General features: G+C 70.9%; 16 protein-coding genes. 6 read left to right on the forward strand and 10 right to left on the reverse strand.

The window, feature by feature from the left end; genetic code table 11:
- Window positions 1–32 precede the first annotated feature (32 nt).
- Both ABZ833_RS00910 and ABZ833_RS00915 read left to right on the forward strand, forming a co-directional pair.
- Entirely contained in the window at window positions 33–1,034 is a 1,002-nt protein-coding gene (locus ABZ833_RS00910) for an alpha/beta hydrolase (protein WP_361039223.1), read from the forward strand.
- Window positions 1,031–1,828, forward strand: a complete 798-nt coding sequence (locus tag ABZ833_RS00915) for an NAD(P)-binding domain-containing protein (protein ID WP_361039225.1) — start codon at window positions 1,031–1,033, stop codon at window positions 1,826–1,828. The genes ABZ833_RS00910 and ABZ833_RS00915 overlap by 4 nt, the downstream gene beginning before the upstream one ends.
- A gap of 70 nt (window positions 1,829–1,898) precedes the next feature.
- Here ABZ833_RS00915 and ABZ833_RS00920 read toward each other — a convergent pair whose 3' ends face one another.
- Window positions 1,899–2,315, reverse strand: coding sequence for a TOBE domain-containing protein (locus ABZ833_RS00920; protein WP_361039227.1), 417 nt, complete (start codon window positions 2,313–2,315; stop codon window positions 1,899–1,901).
- Window positions 2,316–2,460: 145 nt separating this feature from the next.
- Window positions 2,461–4,257 (reverse strand): cytochrome c biogenesis protein DipZ, encoded by a 1,797-nt coding sequence (locus tag ABZ833_RS00925; RefSeq protein WP_361039230.1) that lies wholly within the window; start codon window positions 4,255–4,257, stop codon window positions 2,461–2,463.
- Window positions 4,258–4,413: 156 nt separating this feature from the next.
- On the opposite strand from ABZ833_RS00925, the gene ABZ833_RS00930 reads away from it, so the two are divergent.
- Both ABZ833_RS00930 and ABZ833_RS00935 read left to right on the forward strand, forming a co-directional pair.
- Entirely contained in the window at window positions 4,414–4,806 is a 393-nt protein-coding gene (locus ABZ833_RS00930) for a helix-turn-helix transcriptional regulator (RefSeq protein ID WP_361039232.1), read from the forward strand.
- 149 nt (window positions 4,807–4,955) lie between these two features.
- Entirely contained in the window at window positions 4,956–5,447 is a 492-nt protein-coding gene (locus tag ABZ833_RS00935) for a hemerythrin domain-containing protein (protein WP_361039235.1), read from the forward strand.
- Here ABZ833_RS00935 and ABZ833_RS00940 read toward each other — a convergent pair.
- The 3 genes from ABZ833_RS00940 to ABZ833_RS00950 all read right to left on the reverse strand — a co-directional run bounded on the left by ABZ833_RS00940 (window position 5,435) and on the right by ABZ833_RS00950 (window position 8,493).
- Window positions 5,435–6,790, reverse strand: a complete 1,356-nt coding sequence (locus tag ABZ833_RS00940) for a hypothetical protein (protein WP_361039237.1) — start codon at window positions 6,788–6,790, stop codon at window positions 5,435–5,437. The genes ABZ833_RS00935 and ABZ833_RS00940 overlap by 13 nt on opposite strands.
- Before the next feature lie 422 nt (window positions 6,791–7,212).
- Window positions 7,213–7,377: a hypothetical protein gene (locus tag ABZ833_RS00945; protein WP_361039240.1), complete on the reverse strand. Its 165-nt coding sequence runs from the start codon at window positions 7,375–7,377 to the stop codon at window positions 7,213–7,215.
- Window positions 7,378–7,506: 129 nt separating this feature from the next.
- Window positions 7,507–8,493: a helix-turn-helix domain-containing protein gene (locus ABZ833_RS00950; RefSeq protein WP_361039242.1), complete on the reverse strand. Its 987-nt coding sequence runs from the start codon at window positions 8,491–8,493 to the stop codon at window positions 7,507–7,509.
- Window positions 8,494–8,562: 69 nt separating this feature from the next.
- Between ABZ833_RS00950 and ABZ833_RS00955 the strand changes: the two genes are divergently transcribed.
- Window positions 8,563–9,555, forward strand: coding sequence for an NADP-dependent oxidoreductase (locus ABZ833_RS00955; RefSeq protein ID WP_361039245.1), 993 nt, complete (start codon window positions 8,563–8,565; stop codon window positions 9,553–9,555).
- A gap of 72 nt (window positions 9,556–9,627) precedes the next feature.
- Here the strand turns inward: ABZ833_RS00955 and ABZ833_RS00960 are convergent, their stop codons facing one another.
- The 4 genes from ABZ833_RS00960 to ABZ833_RS00975 all read right to left on the reverse strand — a co-directional run bounded on the left by ABZ833_RS00960 (window position 9,628) and on the right by ABZ833_RS00975 (window position 12,941).
- Complete coding sequence (locus ABZ833_RS00960; RefSeq protein ID WP_361039247.1) at window positions 9,628–10,032, reverse strand: ACT domain-containing protein; 405 nt, start codon at window positions 10,030–10,032, stop codon at window positions 9,628–9,630.
- Window positions 10,029–10,490: an OsmC family protein gene (locus tag ABZ833_RS00965; RefSeq protein ID WP_361039250.1), complete on the reverse strand. Its 462-nt coding sequence runs from the start codon at window positions 10,488–10,490 to the stop codon at window positions 10,029–10,031. Before ABZ833_RS00965 ends, ABZ833_RS00960 begins: the two co-directional genes overlap by 4 nt.
- 212 nt (window positions 10,491–10,702) lie before the next feature.
- Window positions 10,703–11,722: a Gfo/Idh/MocA family oxidoreductase gene (locus ABZ833_RS00970; RefSeq protein ID WP_361039252.1), complete on the reverse strand. Its 1,020-nt coding sequence runs from the start codon at window positions 11,720–11,722 to the stop codon at window positions 10,703–10,705.
- An 85-nt stretch (window positions 11,723–11,807) separates the two neighbouring features.
- The gene (locus tag ABZ833_RS00975; protein WP_361039255.1) at window positions 11,808–12,941 is read right to left on the reverse strand and encodes an NAD(P)/FAD-dependent oxidoreductase; all 1,134 of its coding nucleotides are present in this window, start codon (window positions 12,939–12,941) and stop codon (window positions 11,808–11,810) included.
- 168 nt (window positions 12,942–13,109) lie between these two features.
- On the opposite strand from ABZ833_RS00975, the gene ABZ833_RS00980 reads away from it, so the two are divergent.
- Entirely contained in the window at window positions 13,110–13,805 is a 696-nt protein-coding gene (locus ABZ833_RS00980; protein ID WP_361039257.1) for a helix-turn-helix domain-containing protein, read from the forward strand.
- Here the strand turns inward: ABZ833_RS00980 and ABZ833_RS00985 are convergent.
- Window positions 13,802–14,827 carry an endonuclease/exonuclease/phosphatase family protein gene (locus ABZ833_RS00985; RefSeq protein ID WP_361039260.1) on the reverse strand — a complete coding sequence of 342 codons (1,026 nt, stop codon included), beginning with the start codon at window positions 14,825–14,827 and terminating at the stop codon, window positions 13,802–13,804. The genes ABZ833_RS00980 and ABZ833_RS00985 overlap by 4 nt on opposite strands.
- Window positions 14,828–14,868 lie beyond the last annotated feature (41 nt).

Genomic DNA, 14,868 nt, shown 5'->3' on the forward strand with positions numbered 1-14,868 from the left:
TGAGGTCGCGTAACTCTGGACGAGGAGAAGACATGAGCGAGGTCACGACTACGGGCCGACCGCCGGAGCCGGACTGGCCGACGATGACGGCCGAGGAGCTGGTCGCCTACCGCGACGCGGAGAACCGCTTCCGGGCCTCCGCCGCGGCCCGGGCGATCCTCGGTGATCCGGATCCCGGCGCCGCGATCGACTGGCAGCACGTGACGCTGCCCGGCCGCGAGATCCCGGTCCGGGTCCACCGGCCGTCGCACGGGCGCAGCAGCGAAGACGCCGGTCAACCAGACCTGCCCCTCGTGCTCCACGTGCACGGAGGAGGGTTCGTGGGCACGGCGGTGCAGAGCGACTGGGTCAACAGTCACCTGGCCGCCCAACTGCCCGCAGTCGTCGTATCGGTCGAGCACCGGCTCCTCGACCCGGACCATCCACTGGCGGCCGCCGTCGACGACGGCTGGGACGTACTCCAGCACCTGGTGCGGCATTCCGCGCAGTGGGGCATCGACCCAGCCCGGATCGCCGTCTTCGGCGAGAGCTGCGGCGGACTGATCAACGCCCTGGCGGCGATCCGGGCCGACGAGACCGGCTTGCGCCTTCGGGCGCAGGTGCTGGTCAACCCCGCCGTCGATGTGACCGAGAGGATGCTCGACCACGCCTCGGTCAGCGAGCACGCCCGCACCCCGACCCTCGCCGTGCCGCAACTGCAGCTGTTCCAGCGGCTCGCCGTGCCGCCGGGAACCGACCCGCGCACGCTCTCGCCCCTGCGTGCCGACCACCTGAACGGACTCGCACCGGCGCTCGTCGTGGTGCCGACCCACGACCCGCTGGCCGATCACGGGCGCCGCTACGCCGAACGACTGCGCGCGGCCGGGACGCCCGCGCGGCTCACCGAATACCCCGAAGCGGGGCACGCGTTCCTCAGTACGCCGGGCTTGGCGCCGCAGGCCGAGGCCGCGAGGGCGGAGATCGTCGAGTTCCTCCGAGCCTGCCTCGCCGCGCGACCGGAAGCGAAACACTCTGACGACGGAGGCACGTCATGAGCGAATCGCCCGCACTCTTGGAGGAAGACGCAGTGAAGCGCATCGGCATCATCGGAGTTGGCGAGATCGGTCGGGCCATGGTGGTGGGCCTGTGCGATGAAGTCGACAAGTCGCCCGAGGTGTTCCTCTCGCCGCGGGGAGCCCGCACGGCCGCGGAGCTGTCCTCGCGCCACGAGGGCGTACAGGTCTGCGCCGACAACCAGGAGGTGGTGGACCGCTCCGAGGTGGTGATCATCGCCGTACGCGGACAGGACCGGCACGAAGCACTGGCCGGCCTGCGGGTGGACGACGACAAGATCGTGGTCAACGTGATGTCCGGCGTCGCCAACGACGACCTGCGCCACGTACTCGGCACCGACGCCGTGCTGGTGCGAGCCATCCCGCTGCCCTCCGCACGCGAGCGCCGCTCCGTCACGGTGACGTTCCCGTCCCACCCGGTGACGGACGCGCTCTTCGAGCGGCTGGGCGGGGCGCAGCCAGTCGCGGACGAGGCGGCCTTCAACGTCTTCTCCACGCTGACGGGGACGCTGACCACCCACTACGCGTACCTCGCCGCACTCACGTCGTGGGCTGTCGGCCAGGGCGTCGCCCCCGCCGACGCCGATCGCTACGTCCGTGGACTCTTCCAGGGCGTGGGCCGCGCCCTGAGCGACGAGACCCGTTCCCTGCACCAGCTCGCCGCCGACCACGAGACCCCGAAAGGCAACAACGAAAGAATCCGCACCACTTGGTTCGACGCGGCCAACTCTCAAGCCCTCGACAAGGCACTCGACGGCCTGCTCGCCGACCTGTAGCAGCCGGTGCGGCGATGGCCTCACCGCCCATCGGCTGGTGAGGCCCTCTCGCTGTCGGGTGGCGCCGGGATCAGACGGACAGGGAGATCTCGGTCGACTTGATCAGCGCGACGACGGAGGAGCCGGAGGCCAGCTTCAGGTCGGCGACGGCGTCCTTGGTGATGGCGGCGGTCAGTTCGCCGCCCCGGACGGAGACCTTCACGGAAGCCATGGCGCCACCGGTGGCGACGTCGGTGATGGTGCCGGGAATCTGGTTGCGAATGGACAGGCCGTGGACCGGGCCCGTCGCCAGGGAGACCTCCGTGGACTTCACGAGGGCCTTGACCGCGGAGCCCTCGGCGAGACCGAGCTCCTTGACGGCCTCCAGGGTGATCGCGGCGGTGACGTCCTGGCCGCCGTCGAGACGGACCTTGACGGTCGCCATGACCTCGCCCGGGGTGACGGCGGTGACGGTGCCTGCGATCTGATTGCGGATGCTCAGGCTCATGAAGGGATGCCTCACAGGGAAATTGGTGCGGTTTGCCAGGCTGTGCGCCTGTCGTGATTCACACGTTAATGCCCTGAATCGGCACCGGAGCGGAGGGCATCGCATCCGCAAGCCCCTCCCCCCGCTGCGCCTGGCAGATCGCGGCCTATCCGAAGGTGAAGGCGTAGCCCTGGATGCCGGGGGCCACCCGCAGTTCGAGTCTCGCCCGGTCCGGGGTGTCGCCGTCGACGAGGGAGTACAGGGACGGGGTGCCGTGCACCTGCACCGTCTTGGTGACCTTGCCGTCGACGAGAACCGTCACGGGCCCTTCCCCGGCCATCACCAGGTTGACGTTCTTGGCCCGGTAGGTGAAGGCCAGCCTGGCATCCTCGCCCGCGGTGAAGTGTTCGTATCCCGCGGTCCAGGTGCCGTCCAGGGAGAGGGAGTTGAGGGGGATGTCGGCCGGGAAGCGGTAGGCGGTCGCCTTGTCGTCGACGAGCGGGGTGCCGACGTAGCCGCGGATGCGCAGGTTGCTGAGGTAGGTCTCCGGCGTGCGGTCCTCGGTCAGGTCGTCGGCCTTCTGGCCGGTCTTGGGCGGCAGTTGCACCTGCGGGTCCGCCTGCTTCAGGAGGGTGCGGATGAGGTCCTCGGTCCGGTCGTACTCGCCCTCGCCGAACTTGAAGTACCGCACCGTGCCCTTGTCGTCGATGAGGTACTTGGCGGGCCAGTACCGGTTGCGGTAGTTGTCCCAGGTGGTCAGGTCGTTGTCGAGGGCGACCGGGTAGGTGACGCCGAGCTTCTTCGCCTGGTCGGCCACGTTGCCCGCGTTCTTCTCGAAGGCGAACTCCGGCGAGTGCACCCCGATCACCTCAAGGCCGTACGCCTTGTACGCGTCGTTCCACGCCTCGATGTGCGGCAGGCTGCGCTGGCAGTTGATGCAGGAGTACGTCCAGAAGTCGATCAGCACGACCTTGCCGCGCTGTGACGCCAGGTCGACCGGCGCGCCACCCGGGGTGTTGAGCCACTTCGCGATGCCGTCGATGGCAGGCGCCTTGCCGCACGAGCGCAGTCCGTCGGCGCCGTCCTCGCAGCGCGAGAGCTCTTTGTTGGAGTTGTCGTACAGCCCCGAAAGCTGCTGGCGGGCGGTGTCGCTGTCCTCGATCTTCTTCTGCGCCGCCGAGGTGTAGTCGGGCAGGGCCCGCTGGATGGTGTCGGTGACGTTGAAGGCGAGCGCGAACGCCAGGACGACCATCAACAGACCGGCGGCGACACGCAGCTTGCGGGCCCGCGTGCGAAACGCCGCCACCCGCTCGGCCACACGCCGCCCCGCCAGCGCGAAGACCAGCAGAGGGATCGCGGTACCCACGGCGAACGACACCGTCAGCGCGACGATGTCTCCGCTGATCTCGCCCCGCGCCCCCGCCACCGTGATCGCGGCAAGCACCGGCCCGGCACACGGTACGTACAGGAGCCCGAGGCCCAGGCCCAGCACGAAGGCGCTGCCCTCCTTGTTGACCTGCCGCTGCGGGATCCGTGCGAACGGCTTCTCCAGCAGTCGCTCGACGGGCGGGAAGATCAAGCCGAAGCCGATCAGCACCAGGAGCGCGAGACCCACGTAGCGGAGGATGTCCTGCGGCAACCCGAGCGCGGACAACAGGGTCACGCCCAGCAGCGTGAAGAAGCTGAAGCTGATGACCAGGCCCGTCACCACCGCGTACGGACGCCGGTTGCGCACGCGGGAGGACTTCGGCGGAGCGAGGACGGTGAGGGTGTCGCGGGCCGCGTCGGCGGAACCGGTGGCCGGTGACGTCTCCGCCTGTGGGTCCGCGGCGGGCTTCCCCGCCGATGGCGTATCGCTCCCCGGGCCGCCGGCCAGGAAGACGACCGGCAGGACGGGCAAGATGCAGGGCGAGACGGCTGTGATCAAACCTCCGAGCAGCCCGATCAGGATCAAGGTGAGCATGAGGAACGCCCTCCGGTCAGGAGACCGGCGTACCCGCTCTCCTCACGTGTGATTCGGAGGGACTCCCCCCGCAGGATTGGTCCCACGAGACGCTCTGGGTCACTTCCGTGAGGTCGGTGGCCTTTGTCTGATGCCGACGGCACCTATCCTTGCGCCATGCAGCGTTACACGATCGGGCAGGCGGCCCGTCTGCTGGGCGTCAGTCCGGATACCGCACGCCGATGGGCCGATGCCGGGCGCGTGACCACCCAGCGCGACGAGGGCGGACGTCGCCTCGTCGACGGGAAGGACCTGGCCGCCTTCTCGGTGGAGCTCGCCCAGAACGGCGGTGAGGAGGACGCCTCCTGCACCTCGGTCCGCAACGCCTTTCCCGGCATCGTGACCGCCGTGAAGCTGGGCGACGTCGCGGCCCAGGTGGAGATCCAGGCCGGACCGCACCGCCTGGTCTCGCTGCTGACCCGGGAGGCCGTGGAGGAGTTGGGCCTCGAGGTCGGTATGGAGGCCACCGCCCGAGTGAAGTCGACCAACGTACATATCGACCGGACCTGACTCACCCGGCGGCCACACGGCCGAGGCCCGGCGGCCAGGCGCTCTTGCATGCACGCGAGCACTCTTGCGTGCACGCGCGCGCAGGGTGACACCTGCCGCCCTGCGTGGCGTCCCGCCCGAGTGCCGGGACCTCGCCTAGAAACAGCTCCATGTGCCACTACTGCGGTTGCCGAGAGATCCCTCTGATCAAGGAGTTCATCGCCGAGCACGAGCGCGTCACGGACGCCGCGGGAGACGCGCTCCGCGCCCTGGAACAGGGCGACACGGCCCGTGCCCGCGCGCTCGTCGACGCCATGGCCCGCGAGTTGGACACCCACTGGCGGGGCGAGGAGAACGGCCTGTTCGCCGTGATGCGCACAGATCCCGAGTACGCGGACTACATCGCGGGCCTGGAGCGCGAACACCGCGAGCTGGCAGCCCTGTTGCCCGCACTCGACCTGGCGGACCCCGGCGACGTACGCACCCTCGTCGAGGCCGTCGACGAACTGCACCGGCACATCGCCAAGGAGGAGGACGGCCTCTTCCCGGCCTCGCTCACGGCGCTCGACGGCGACGACTGGAACCTGTCGATGGCGGCCTGGCACGAGGCGCACCCGACGTGCGCCGGGGCACCGCCGTCTTCTCCACGTCAGCGCAATTGACGCAGGAAGACATCGGACGCGCTGTTGGTGTCGTCAGGGACGAGGTTTCCGGCCGGGGAGTCGAAGACCACCGCGTTGCCCTCTTCGCTGACGCCGGTCCGCGGGCCTGGGGCGGTGTCCTCGGACACCGGCTCGCTCTCGCCGCTGATGAGGTGGACTTCGCCGGTCTGCATGTCCCGCAGGAAGACGTCCGTGCTGCTGTCGCCGTCCGCGTCAGGGGCGAGGTTGGAGGCCGCGGAGGTGAACGCCGCGTAGCGCCCGTCCCGGCTCAGGGAGACGTCGTCGCTGTCCCCGTTGGCCGGTGTGCCGTCGGGGGTGGCGCTGACCAGGCGCATGCGCTTCGCCTCGCGGTCGTAGAGGAAGACGTTGTGCGAGCTGGTCGGGGCCGGGCCCTCGGGACTGAGCGCTCTGGAGGTCGAGGTGAACGCCACAAGGCGGGCGTCACCGCTGAGGGCCGCGCCCCAGGACGGGGTCTTGCGGTTGTAGCTGTGCGGGATGCTGATGAGTTCCGTGGTGCTCTTCTCGCGGTCGCGCAGGAAGATGTCCGTCGCGGAGGAGTGGTCCTCCACCCCGGCCAGGCCGGGGGCGTTGGAGGTGAAGGCGAGGTACCGGCCACCGGCGTCGCCCGCGAACGCGGGGCCGAACGCGTCGCCTTCACCCTGCTTGCCCTCGTCGGTGAGCTGCGCCAGCTCCGTGGTCTTCTTCTTGCGGTCGTAGAGGAAGACGTCGTCCCGTTTGTTGGCGTCCCCCGCTACGAGATCCTCGGCGCCCGACGCGTACGCGACGTAGCGGCCGTCTCCGCTGACGGCGGGGTCGTACGTCAGGTTGCCGCGCAGCCCGTCGTAGGACGCGCCGGTCGGGCTGATTCGCTGGGTCTTGCCGGTGCTCCGGTCGTGCAGGTAGACGTCGTCGAGGTCGTTCGGGTCGCTCCCCACGAGATCGTCGGCGGTGGAGGTGAAGACCACGTACCGCCCGTCGGGGCTGAGCGAGACCTCCCGTACGACACCGTGGCTCGCCTTGCCGTTGCTCTTGACGCTGACGCGCTCCGTCTTCCCGGTGCGCACATCGCGTACGAAGGCGTCGGGCGTGCCGTTCGTGTCGTTCGCGACCAGGTTGCGGGACGCCGAGACGAACGCGACGTAGCGACCGTCGGCGCTGAGGGCGGGGTTCGTGGACGCGGCGTTGCCCTCGGCTCCTGCCGCGCCGACGCTCACCCGCTCGGTGCCCGGCGCGGAGGTGGGGGCGGCGGACGCGCCCGCGGGTGAAAGCACGGTCACGGCGCAGAGGGCGGCGAGGGCGGCGAGCGCGGCGCCGGCCGCCGTCACGCGCTGATGAACGGTCATCGGTTCCTCCTGTGTCGACAGCGGTCTCCGTGTGCCGTCCGGGCACGCTCGGGAGGAGGACGCAGTGGAGGAAGGTGTGCCGGAGCGCGTGTCGTTCCCCGTGTGAAATCCCCCGTGTGAAGTTCCCCGCGCCGGAACCCCGGCCATCAGCCACTGCGGCGATCGGTCATGACCAGGTGCACCGTAGGCGAGCGAACACCGGGGAACCCTGGGGGTCAATGTGTCGCGTGCCCTCCGCGGTGCGGATGCGTCGGTTGCATCAGTGGCGCAGGGCGCTTCGGCGGACTTTTGTGCCGTACTCGCGCGGAAAGGGCAACCATCGGCGGCGAGGGGCCGGACGCGCCCCCCTCCATGGAAAAACCGCGACGCCCCACCACCCCGTCAGGGGTCAGGTGAGGCGCCGCGGTCAGGGCCCGCCAGCCCTAGAAGTCCATGTCGCCGCCCGGCTTGCCTCCGGGCTCAGGGCGCTGGTTCCTCTCGGCCCTCTCGACGTCGGTCTGCTCGTCCTGACGACGGGGAGCCTGCTTGCTGCGCTCCTGGGCGCGAGCGGCGCGCTTCTTGTCCTGCGGGGACTGGCGGTTACCCATGATCGATCCTCACTTTCAGTGCACGCACCCTTGCGTGCGGTAACGCATCCAGTGCAACCCCACCCCTGAAAGCTGGCCGATACATGTACTGTCGGCGCCAATCCGAGGCCGATTTCATGGCAAATCCGCCTAGGCGCCGCCGGCCACCGCCCCTGCCTGGAACGTCTTCCGGTACACCTGCGGCGACACCCCGATGGCCGCCTGCAAATGCTGGCGCAGCGACGTCCCAGTGGCGAAACCGACCTCCGCCGCGACCCGGTCGACCGGCAGGTCGCTGGACTCAAGGAGGTGCCTGGCCCGGTGCAACCGCTGCTGGATCAGCCACCGGCCGGGGCTCGTGCCCGTCTCCTCCTGGAAGCGGCGCGCGAAGGTGCGCGGGCTCATCCGGGCGTGGTCCGCCAACTCCCGCAGGGCGAGCGGCCGGTCGAGGTGTTCCAGGGCCCAGGCACGGGTGACGGCGGTGCCGGTGGCGCCCTCGTCCGGGATGGGCTGCTCGATGTACTGGGCCTGGCCGCCCTCCCGCCACGGCGGCACCACGCAGTGCCGCGCAACCCGGTTGGCGACCGCGCTGCCGTGGTCGGAGCGCACCACGTGCAGGCACACGTCGACTCCGGACGCGGCCCCCGCCGAGGTGAGCACGTCGCCGTCGTCGACGAACAACACGCCCGGATCCAGGGCGACATGGGGGAACAGCTGCCGGAAGTGGTCCGCGAGCGCCCAGTGCGTCGTCGCGGGCCGCCCGTCGAGCAGACCCGCCGCGGCGAGCGTGAACGCCCCCGTGCAGATGGAGACGAACCGCGTGCCGGGCCTGATCCGGGCGAGCGCGTCGCGCACGGGATCCGACAGCTCGGCGGTGATGAGTCGCAGGTCGTAGGGCGGCAGGACCACCGTGTCCGCGCTCTCCAGCGCCTCGGGGCCGTGCCCGACGGTGATGGTGAAGTCGGCGTCGGTGGCCACCGTGCGGTCGTCCGTCGCCGCGCAGGTCACCACCTCGTACCCCCCGGGGACCAGCGGGAAGACGCGGTTCGGGATGCCCAGCTCGAAGGGGTAGACACCGTCGAGCGCGAGGACGACCACGCGGTGCGGGCGGTCGGCGAGGAATTCCATCGAGGCCATGGCACGATCCTATCGCTGAATGGCTATCTTGCCATTGCCCAGGTCAAGCCGGTGCCGCACGCTGGACCCATGACCAAGAACACCGCTTCCCAGTCCGCAGAGCCGACCGAGTCGACCGAACCGACCATGAAGGCCATCCGCCAGGACGCCCTGGGCGATCCCGACGTCCTGAAGGAGATCGAGGTCGCGCGCCCGAAGCCCGGCGTCGGTCAGATCCTCGTGGCCGTGCACGCGGCGGGCGTGAACCCGACCGACTGGAAGCACCGCAGGTTCGGCGCCTTCCTGGGCGAGCCGCCGTTCACGCTCGGCTGGGACGTGTCGGGCGTCGTCGAGGCGGTCGGCATCGGGGTCTCACTGTTCCAGCCGGGCGACGAGGTCTTCGGCATGCTGCCCTACCCGTACGGGGCGGGTTCGCACGCCGAGTACGTGACCGGGCCCACCCGCGCCTTCGTGCCGAGGCCCGCCGGGCTGAGCCACATCGAGGCCGGCGCGCTGCCGCTGGTCGCGCTCACCGCCTGGCAGGCCCTTGTCGACAACGCCCATGTGGAGGCGGGGCAGCGGGTCCTCGTGCACGCGGCCGCCGGCGGCGTGGGCCATGTCGCGGTGCAGATCGCCAAGGCGCGCGGCGCGTACGTCATCGGCACGGCCTCCGCCGCCAAGCACGACTTCGTACGTGGCCTGGGCGCGGACGAGGTCATCGACTACCGCAGCGCCGACTTCGTGAAGGAGGCCCGCGACATCGACGTGGTCCTCGACCCGCTGGGCGGCGACGACCGGCTGCGCTCCCTCGAGGTGCTGCGGCCCGGCGGCATCCTGGTGTCGATCCTGCCAGGCAACTTCGGCGACGTGGCCGAGCGCGCGGCGGCGTTGGGCGTGCGGGCCACGGACATGCTGGTGGAGCACGACCAGGCGGGCATGGCGGCGGTCGCGGCCCTGGTCGAGTCCGGACAGCTGCGCGTCCACGTCTCGGACACGTACCCGCTCGCCGACGCCGCCAAGGCGCACGCGCAGGGCGAGACGGGCCGCGTCACGGGGAAGCTGGTGCTCACGGTCCGCCCGTAGGCACCGCACCGACGCTCCCTCCCCCGCTCCCGGCCGACGCATCGGCCGGGGGCGGGCCGCGGACGCGGCGCGTCAGCCCCTCTCCCATCGTTCGAGGACGTCACGGCACAGGGCGGTGTGCTCGTCCGCCGCCAGCAGGACGAGGTTGCCCGCGTGATCGCTGTACTGGACGCGGACGTTGACCCCGGCGTCGCCCAGCAGACGGGCCAGCGCGCCGAGTTGTCCGGGGGTCTCCTGGTCGAGCCGGGTCATGGCCACGTCGCGTACGACGGCGGGGCCGAGCCTCGCGGCGACGACAGCGGCCAGGGCGGTGGGGCCGTCGTCCACGAGGTAGTGCGCGACGGCCTGCCCCTCGTGCGTGAACACGCCACCGCCTTCCAGGCTCACCCCGCGGCCGCCGAGCGCCTGGCCGAGGTCGGCCAGCGCGCCGGGCCGGTCGGGCAAGCGCACCTCAAGGTCTTGCGGGCGCGCGCTCACGCGGTCACCACGGTGGTCGTGACCTCGACGGGGACGGACAGGCTGTTGGCGATGTAGCAGTCGTGGTGGGCCTGTACGGCGAGCTGTTGGACCGTGGCCGCGTCGGTCCCGGCGGCAGCCCTGACGGTCACGTGCAGGCGGATCGCGGCCAGGCGGGGAGGCCGCGCGGTCAGGTCGAGGTGGCTTGTGGCCTCGTCGTCGTAGGCGAGCACGTCCACTCCGGCGCGGGCGGAGGCGCCGAGGAAAGACAGCATCTGGCAGGACGAGGCGGCCATCACCACCAGTTGTTCGGGGTTGAGCCGGTCAGGGTTGCCGCGGAAGGCCGCATCCGCGCTCAGGTCGACCTGGGGAGCGGGCGCGGCGTGGGCGGTGTGGTCGCGTGAGTAGGCGCGGATCCCGACGGCGGTGGAGCCGTCCCAGTGCAGGCGGGCCCGGTAAGCGTGCGTGTGGGTGCTCATGGCCGCACCGTAGGGCCGGGAAGCTTCGGCACCGGCCGAAGCGTCGTCGTCGTATCCGTGGACCGTGCGGCAACCAGCACCGCGCGGCACACGTCCTGGCGCAGGGCGCGACCGAGCGGGCGGGACCGGGCCCGGCGCCGACCGCTCCCCTTGCCGTACCGACCCGGCGCCACCCGCTCCCCCTGCCGCACGGTCTACGGACAGAACCCGGTCTACGGATAGAACGCGGGGCGCTCGACCAGCGCGACCTCGACGCGCCCGCCCTCCCGCTGAGAGGCCACACCCGCCTCGCACACGGCCGCGGCCGCATAGCCGTCCCAGGCAGACGCTCCGGTGACCTCGCCCCGGCGAGTGGCATCCACCCAGGCCTGCACCTCGCGGTCGTAGGCGTCCTCGAAGCGCTCGATGTAGTCCGGAGGGACCCGGCCTCCCCAGCGGCCGTCGGCGCTCACCCGGGGCCCCGGCTCGTCCCCGATCCGGACGGTGCCCCGCTCGCAGACCGCCTCGGCCTGCACCTGGTAGCCGTAACCGCAGTGGCCGAAGATCTCGACGTCGACGAGCGCGCCCGCCGAGGTCTCGAAGAGGACGAACTGCGGGTCGTTCATGCCGGCCGGGGCGTGCGAGGACGCCGCGGGCTTGTGCACGGTGACCGCCGTGATCTCCTGTCCGAGCAGCCAGCGGGTCGCGTCCACCTCGTGTGCGACCGAGCTGCTGATGAGCATCGCGTCGGTGAACCCGGGCGGCATCGTCAGGTTGCGGTGCCGTTGGTGCAGCATCAGCGCCGCGCCCAGCTCCCCGCTGTCGAGCAGCCTTTTGAGCTTGACGTACTCGGCGTCGAAGCGCCGCATGAAGCCCACCGAGACGCGCCGGCACCCCAGCCGCCGCTCCGCCTCGATGACCCGCAGGGCGGACGCCGTGTCCGGGGTCATCGGCTTCTCGCACAGCACCGGCAGATCACGGCCGAGCGCTTCGATCAGCGCCGCCTCGTGGGCGGGGCCGGGCGACGCGATGAGTACGGCATCCACGTCGTCCGCGGCGATGGCGGCCGCCGGTTCGGTGTAGGCCGTGCACCCTTCGATCGCGTCGGCGAGGGACTTCGCCCGGTCCGCCTCGATGTCGACGACGGCCGTCACCCGCGCTCCGCTGATGACGTCATGGAGTCGGCGCACATGGTCCGCGCCCATCTTCCCCGTGCCGATGACGGCCACACCGAGTCCTCGCTGAAATGCCATGACTGGGATGTCTCCCCTCCCGGTTCGGGACTTTCCCGCACCGCGTCTCCAGCGAGAGAACCCCCATTCCGTCGCACCGTCAACGTCAGTGGGCAGGGGCGACGTCATGACCGGTGAACATGTCGATCAGGCCGTGCGGTGCGTTGTCGCCGAAGAGCAGCTCGTGAAGGTGGGCGCCGTCGGCGGCGGCCGCCTCGCTGCGGGGGAACATGGCCTGCTCGTACTCGGTGAGCGCGGCCTCGACGTCGTCGGGGTGCGCGGCGAGGGCCTTGCCGAGTTCGGCGCCGTCGTACATCGCCAGGTTGGCCCCTTCGCCGTTCGGGGCCGCGAGGTGGGCGGCGTCGCCGATCAGGGTCACCCCCGGCACCCGATCCCACCGGAGCCCGACGGGCAGGGCGTTGAGGGTGCGCAGGACCGGCGCGGTCTCGCCGTCGGTGATCAGCGCGGTGAGCTCCGGGGCCCAGCCATCGAATTCCTGGGCTGTGCGCGCGGCGGCCGCGTCGGCATCGGTGAAGTCGATACCGGCGAACCAGTCCTGTGACCTGGAGAGCGCCACGTAGGTGTGCAGGTTCCCGCCGCTCTCCCGGTGCACGGAGATCCCCTTCCCCGGCGCGAGCACGAACAGCGACCCGGCGCCGACCGCTTTCGCGCTGGCCGGGTGCCGGTTGTCGCCGTCGAGCAGGTAGGTCTCGACGTACGAATGACCGATGTACTCGGGGGTCGCATCGGTGAGCAGCGGCCGCACCCGCGACCACGCGCCGTCCGCGCCGACCAGCAGGCTCGTGACGACCGTGGTGCCGTCGGCGAAGGTCACCTCGTGGCGACCCTCACCGAGGGCTCGGGTGTTGCTGACCTTGTGGCCCCAGCGGACGGTGCCGGCCGGGAGCGAGTCGAGCAGGATCTGCCGCAGCTCGCCGCGCTGCACCTCGGGGCGTCCACGCGTGCTGTCGTCGTCGAACAGGACGGTCCCGTCCGTGTCCAGGATCCGCATCGCCTCGCGGCCCTCCAGGATGAGAGCGCGGAACTCGTCGGTCAGGCCCGCCGCCTGGAGAGCCGGCTGGCCGTTGTCCTCGTGGATGTCGAGCATCCCTCCCTGCGATCGGGCCGTCGGTGAGGCCTCCGCCTCGCAGACCGTGACCGATATGCCGTGTATGTGCAGGACGCGGGCGAGGGTCAGCCCTCCGAGGCCTGCGCCGATGATCGTGACGTCGGTGGTCATGGTGGTTCCTCTCCTGTGGCACGCCTGCGGGGTGGACACCCGGCAGGTCAGCTGCCGGGCGAGCACCCGGCAGGTCGTCTCTGGAACGTTGTTCCACCACTAGCCTGGAACGGCGTTCCAGGGATGTCAAGCTGGAACGTCGTTCCAGGCGTGTGCCAGGATGTACGCATGGCAACGAGGACACGTCGTCCAGAGCGACGAGAGGAACCGCTCTCCCGGGAGCGCATCGTCGAGGCCGCGATCGAGCTTCTCGACACGGCGGGCGAGGGCGGGCTCACGTTCCGCGCGCTGGCCGAGCGCCTCGCCACGGGGCCCGGTGCCATCTACTGGCACGTGACGGGCAAGGACGAACTCCTCAATGCCGCCACCGACGCCGTCGTCGCCGACACCATGAGCGCCGACACGACGGCCACGACGCCGCAGGAAGCGATCCGCACCCTCGCGCTCGGCGTCTTCGACGCGATCGACGTCCACCCGTGGATCGGCTCGCAGATCTCCCGGACGCCGTCGCAGTCACCGATGCTGCGCGTCTTCGAGCACCTCGGACGCCAGGTGCAAGCGCTCGGAGTCCCCCACACCGCCCAGTTCACCGCCGCGTCCGCGCTTCTGAACTACATCCTCGGAGTGGGCGGACAGAACGCGGCCAACGCCCGCGGAGCCCGGCCGGGCACGAACCGGACCGAGTTCCTCGACGCCGCCGCGACGGCATGGGAAAACCTCGACCCTGACGAGTACGCGTTCACGCGTGACGTCGCGGACCAACTACGCGATCACGACGACCGAACAGAGTTCCTCGCCGGCATCGACCTCGTCCTCACCGGAATCGCCGCCCTTCACGAGCCGACCGGCCCGGCGCCTTCCTAGCCGGCATCCGCGGGCAGCAGTGCCAGCGTCGCGATGACCGCACGGTGGTCGGTGCCCGGTACGGTCCGCTCTCCGACCGAGACGCCCGCGAGACCGCGGCCGTGCACGACGTGGTCGAGCTGTACGAGCGGCGGCAACAGGCTCTTGCCCGCGGGCCAGGTGCGAGCCCAGCCCTCGCCGAGTTCGGCATGCGTGTCCGTGAGCCCGCCCGACGCGAGCAGGTCGCGCATCGGCGCGTGGTCGAGGGAGGCGTTGAAATCCCCCAGGAACACGGTGTCGGGGCCGCTGTCGCGGGCGACGGAGGTGAGGGCGGTCATGTCCCGCGTCCAGCGCTTCGCGTCACCGAGCGGGTAGTAGGTGTGAACGGCCACCAGCCGTACGGCGCGTCCACCGACCGTCACCTGTGCGGTGGTCTGGGGCCAGGTGGTGTCCGCCTGGAGCGGGCCGCCGCGCGTCAGCGGAATCCGTGAGTAGAGCGAGGAGTCGTTCTCGGGCTGGAGCTCCTCGTACGGCAGAACCTTGCTCAGGCCAGCTTCGGCCAGCGCGGCGATACCGGCGGCGGGCAACTCCTGCACGGCCAGGACGTCTATCCGTTCGGACTTCACCAGCCGTACCAGCGCACGCGCGTCCTCCTTGCCCACGTGGGTGTTGAGTGTGGCCACACGCAACTCGGGTGCCTGCGCCGGGATGTGCCGCTGGTCGTCCGGGATGAACCGCGGCACCAGCAGCACGAGGTGGGCCGCCGTGAGCAGTGCGGCGCCGATGACCAGCGGGCGAGAGCGCAGAGCGGGGACGGCGAGCGTGGCAGCCAGAGCGAGCACGCCGAGTACGGCGGCATAGGGCAACAGGACCACCGGCACGGCGAGCGGAGTTCCCGCGTCGAGCCCTGTCAGCCGTACGGCCAGCAGGGCGAAAAGCAGGGCGAGCAGCGCGCCACAGCCGAGCCGTCCCCACCTGGGTCCGCGGCGGTCGGCGCCCCGCTTCCCCTCGGCCGCGCGATCCGTGCACACAGCAGTCCCCATGATCCCTCCCGCTTCCTCTCGTCAGAGTACGGGCGGCGATC

The organism is Streptomyces sp. NPDC047525, from assembly GCF_040643025.1.
Lineage (GTDB): Bacteria > Actinomycetota > Actinomycetes > Streptomycetales > Streptomycetaceae > Streptomyces > Streptomyces durmitorensis.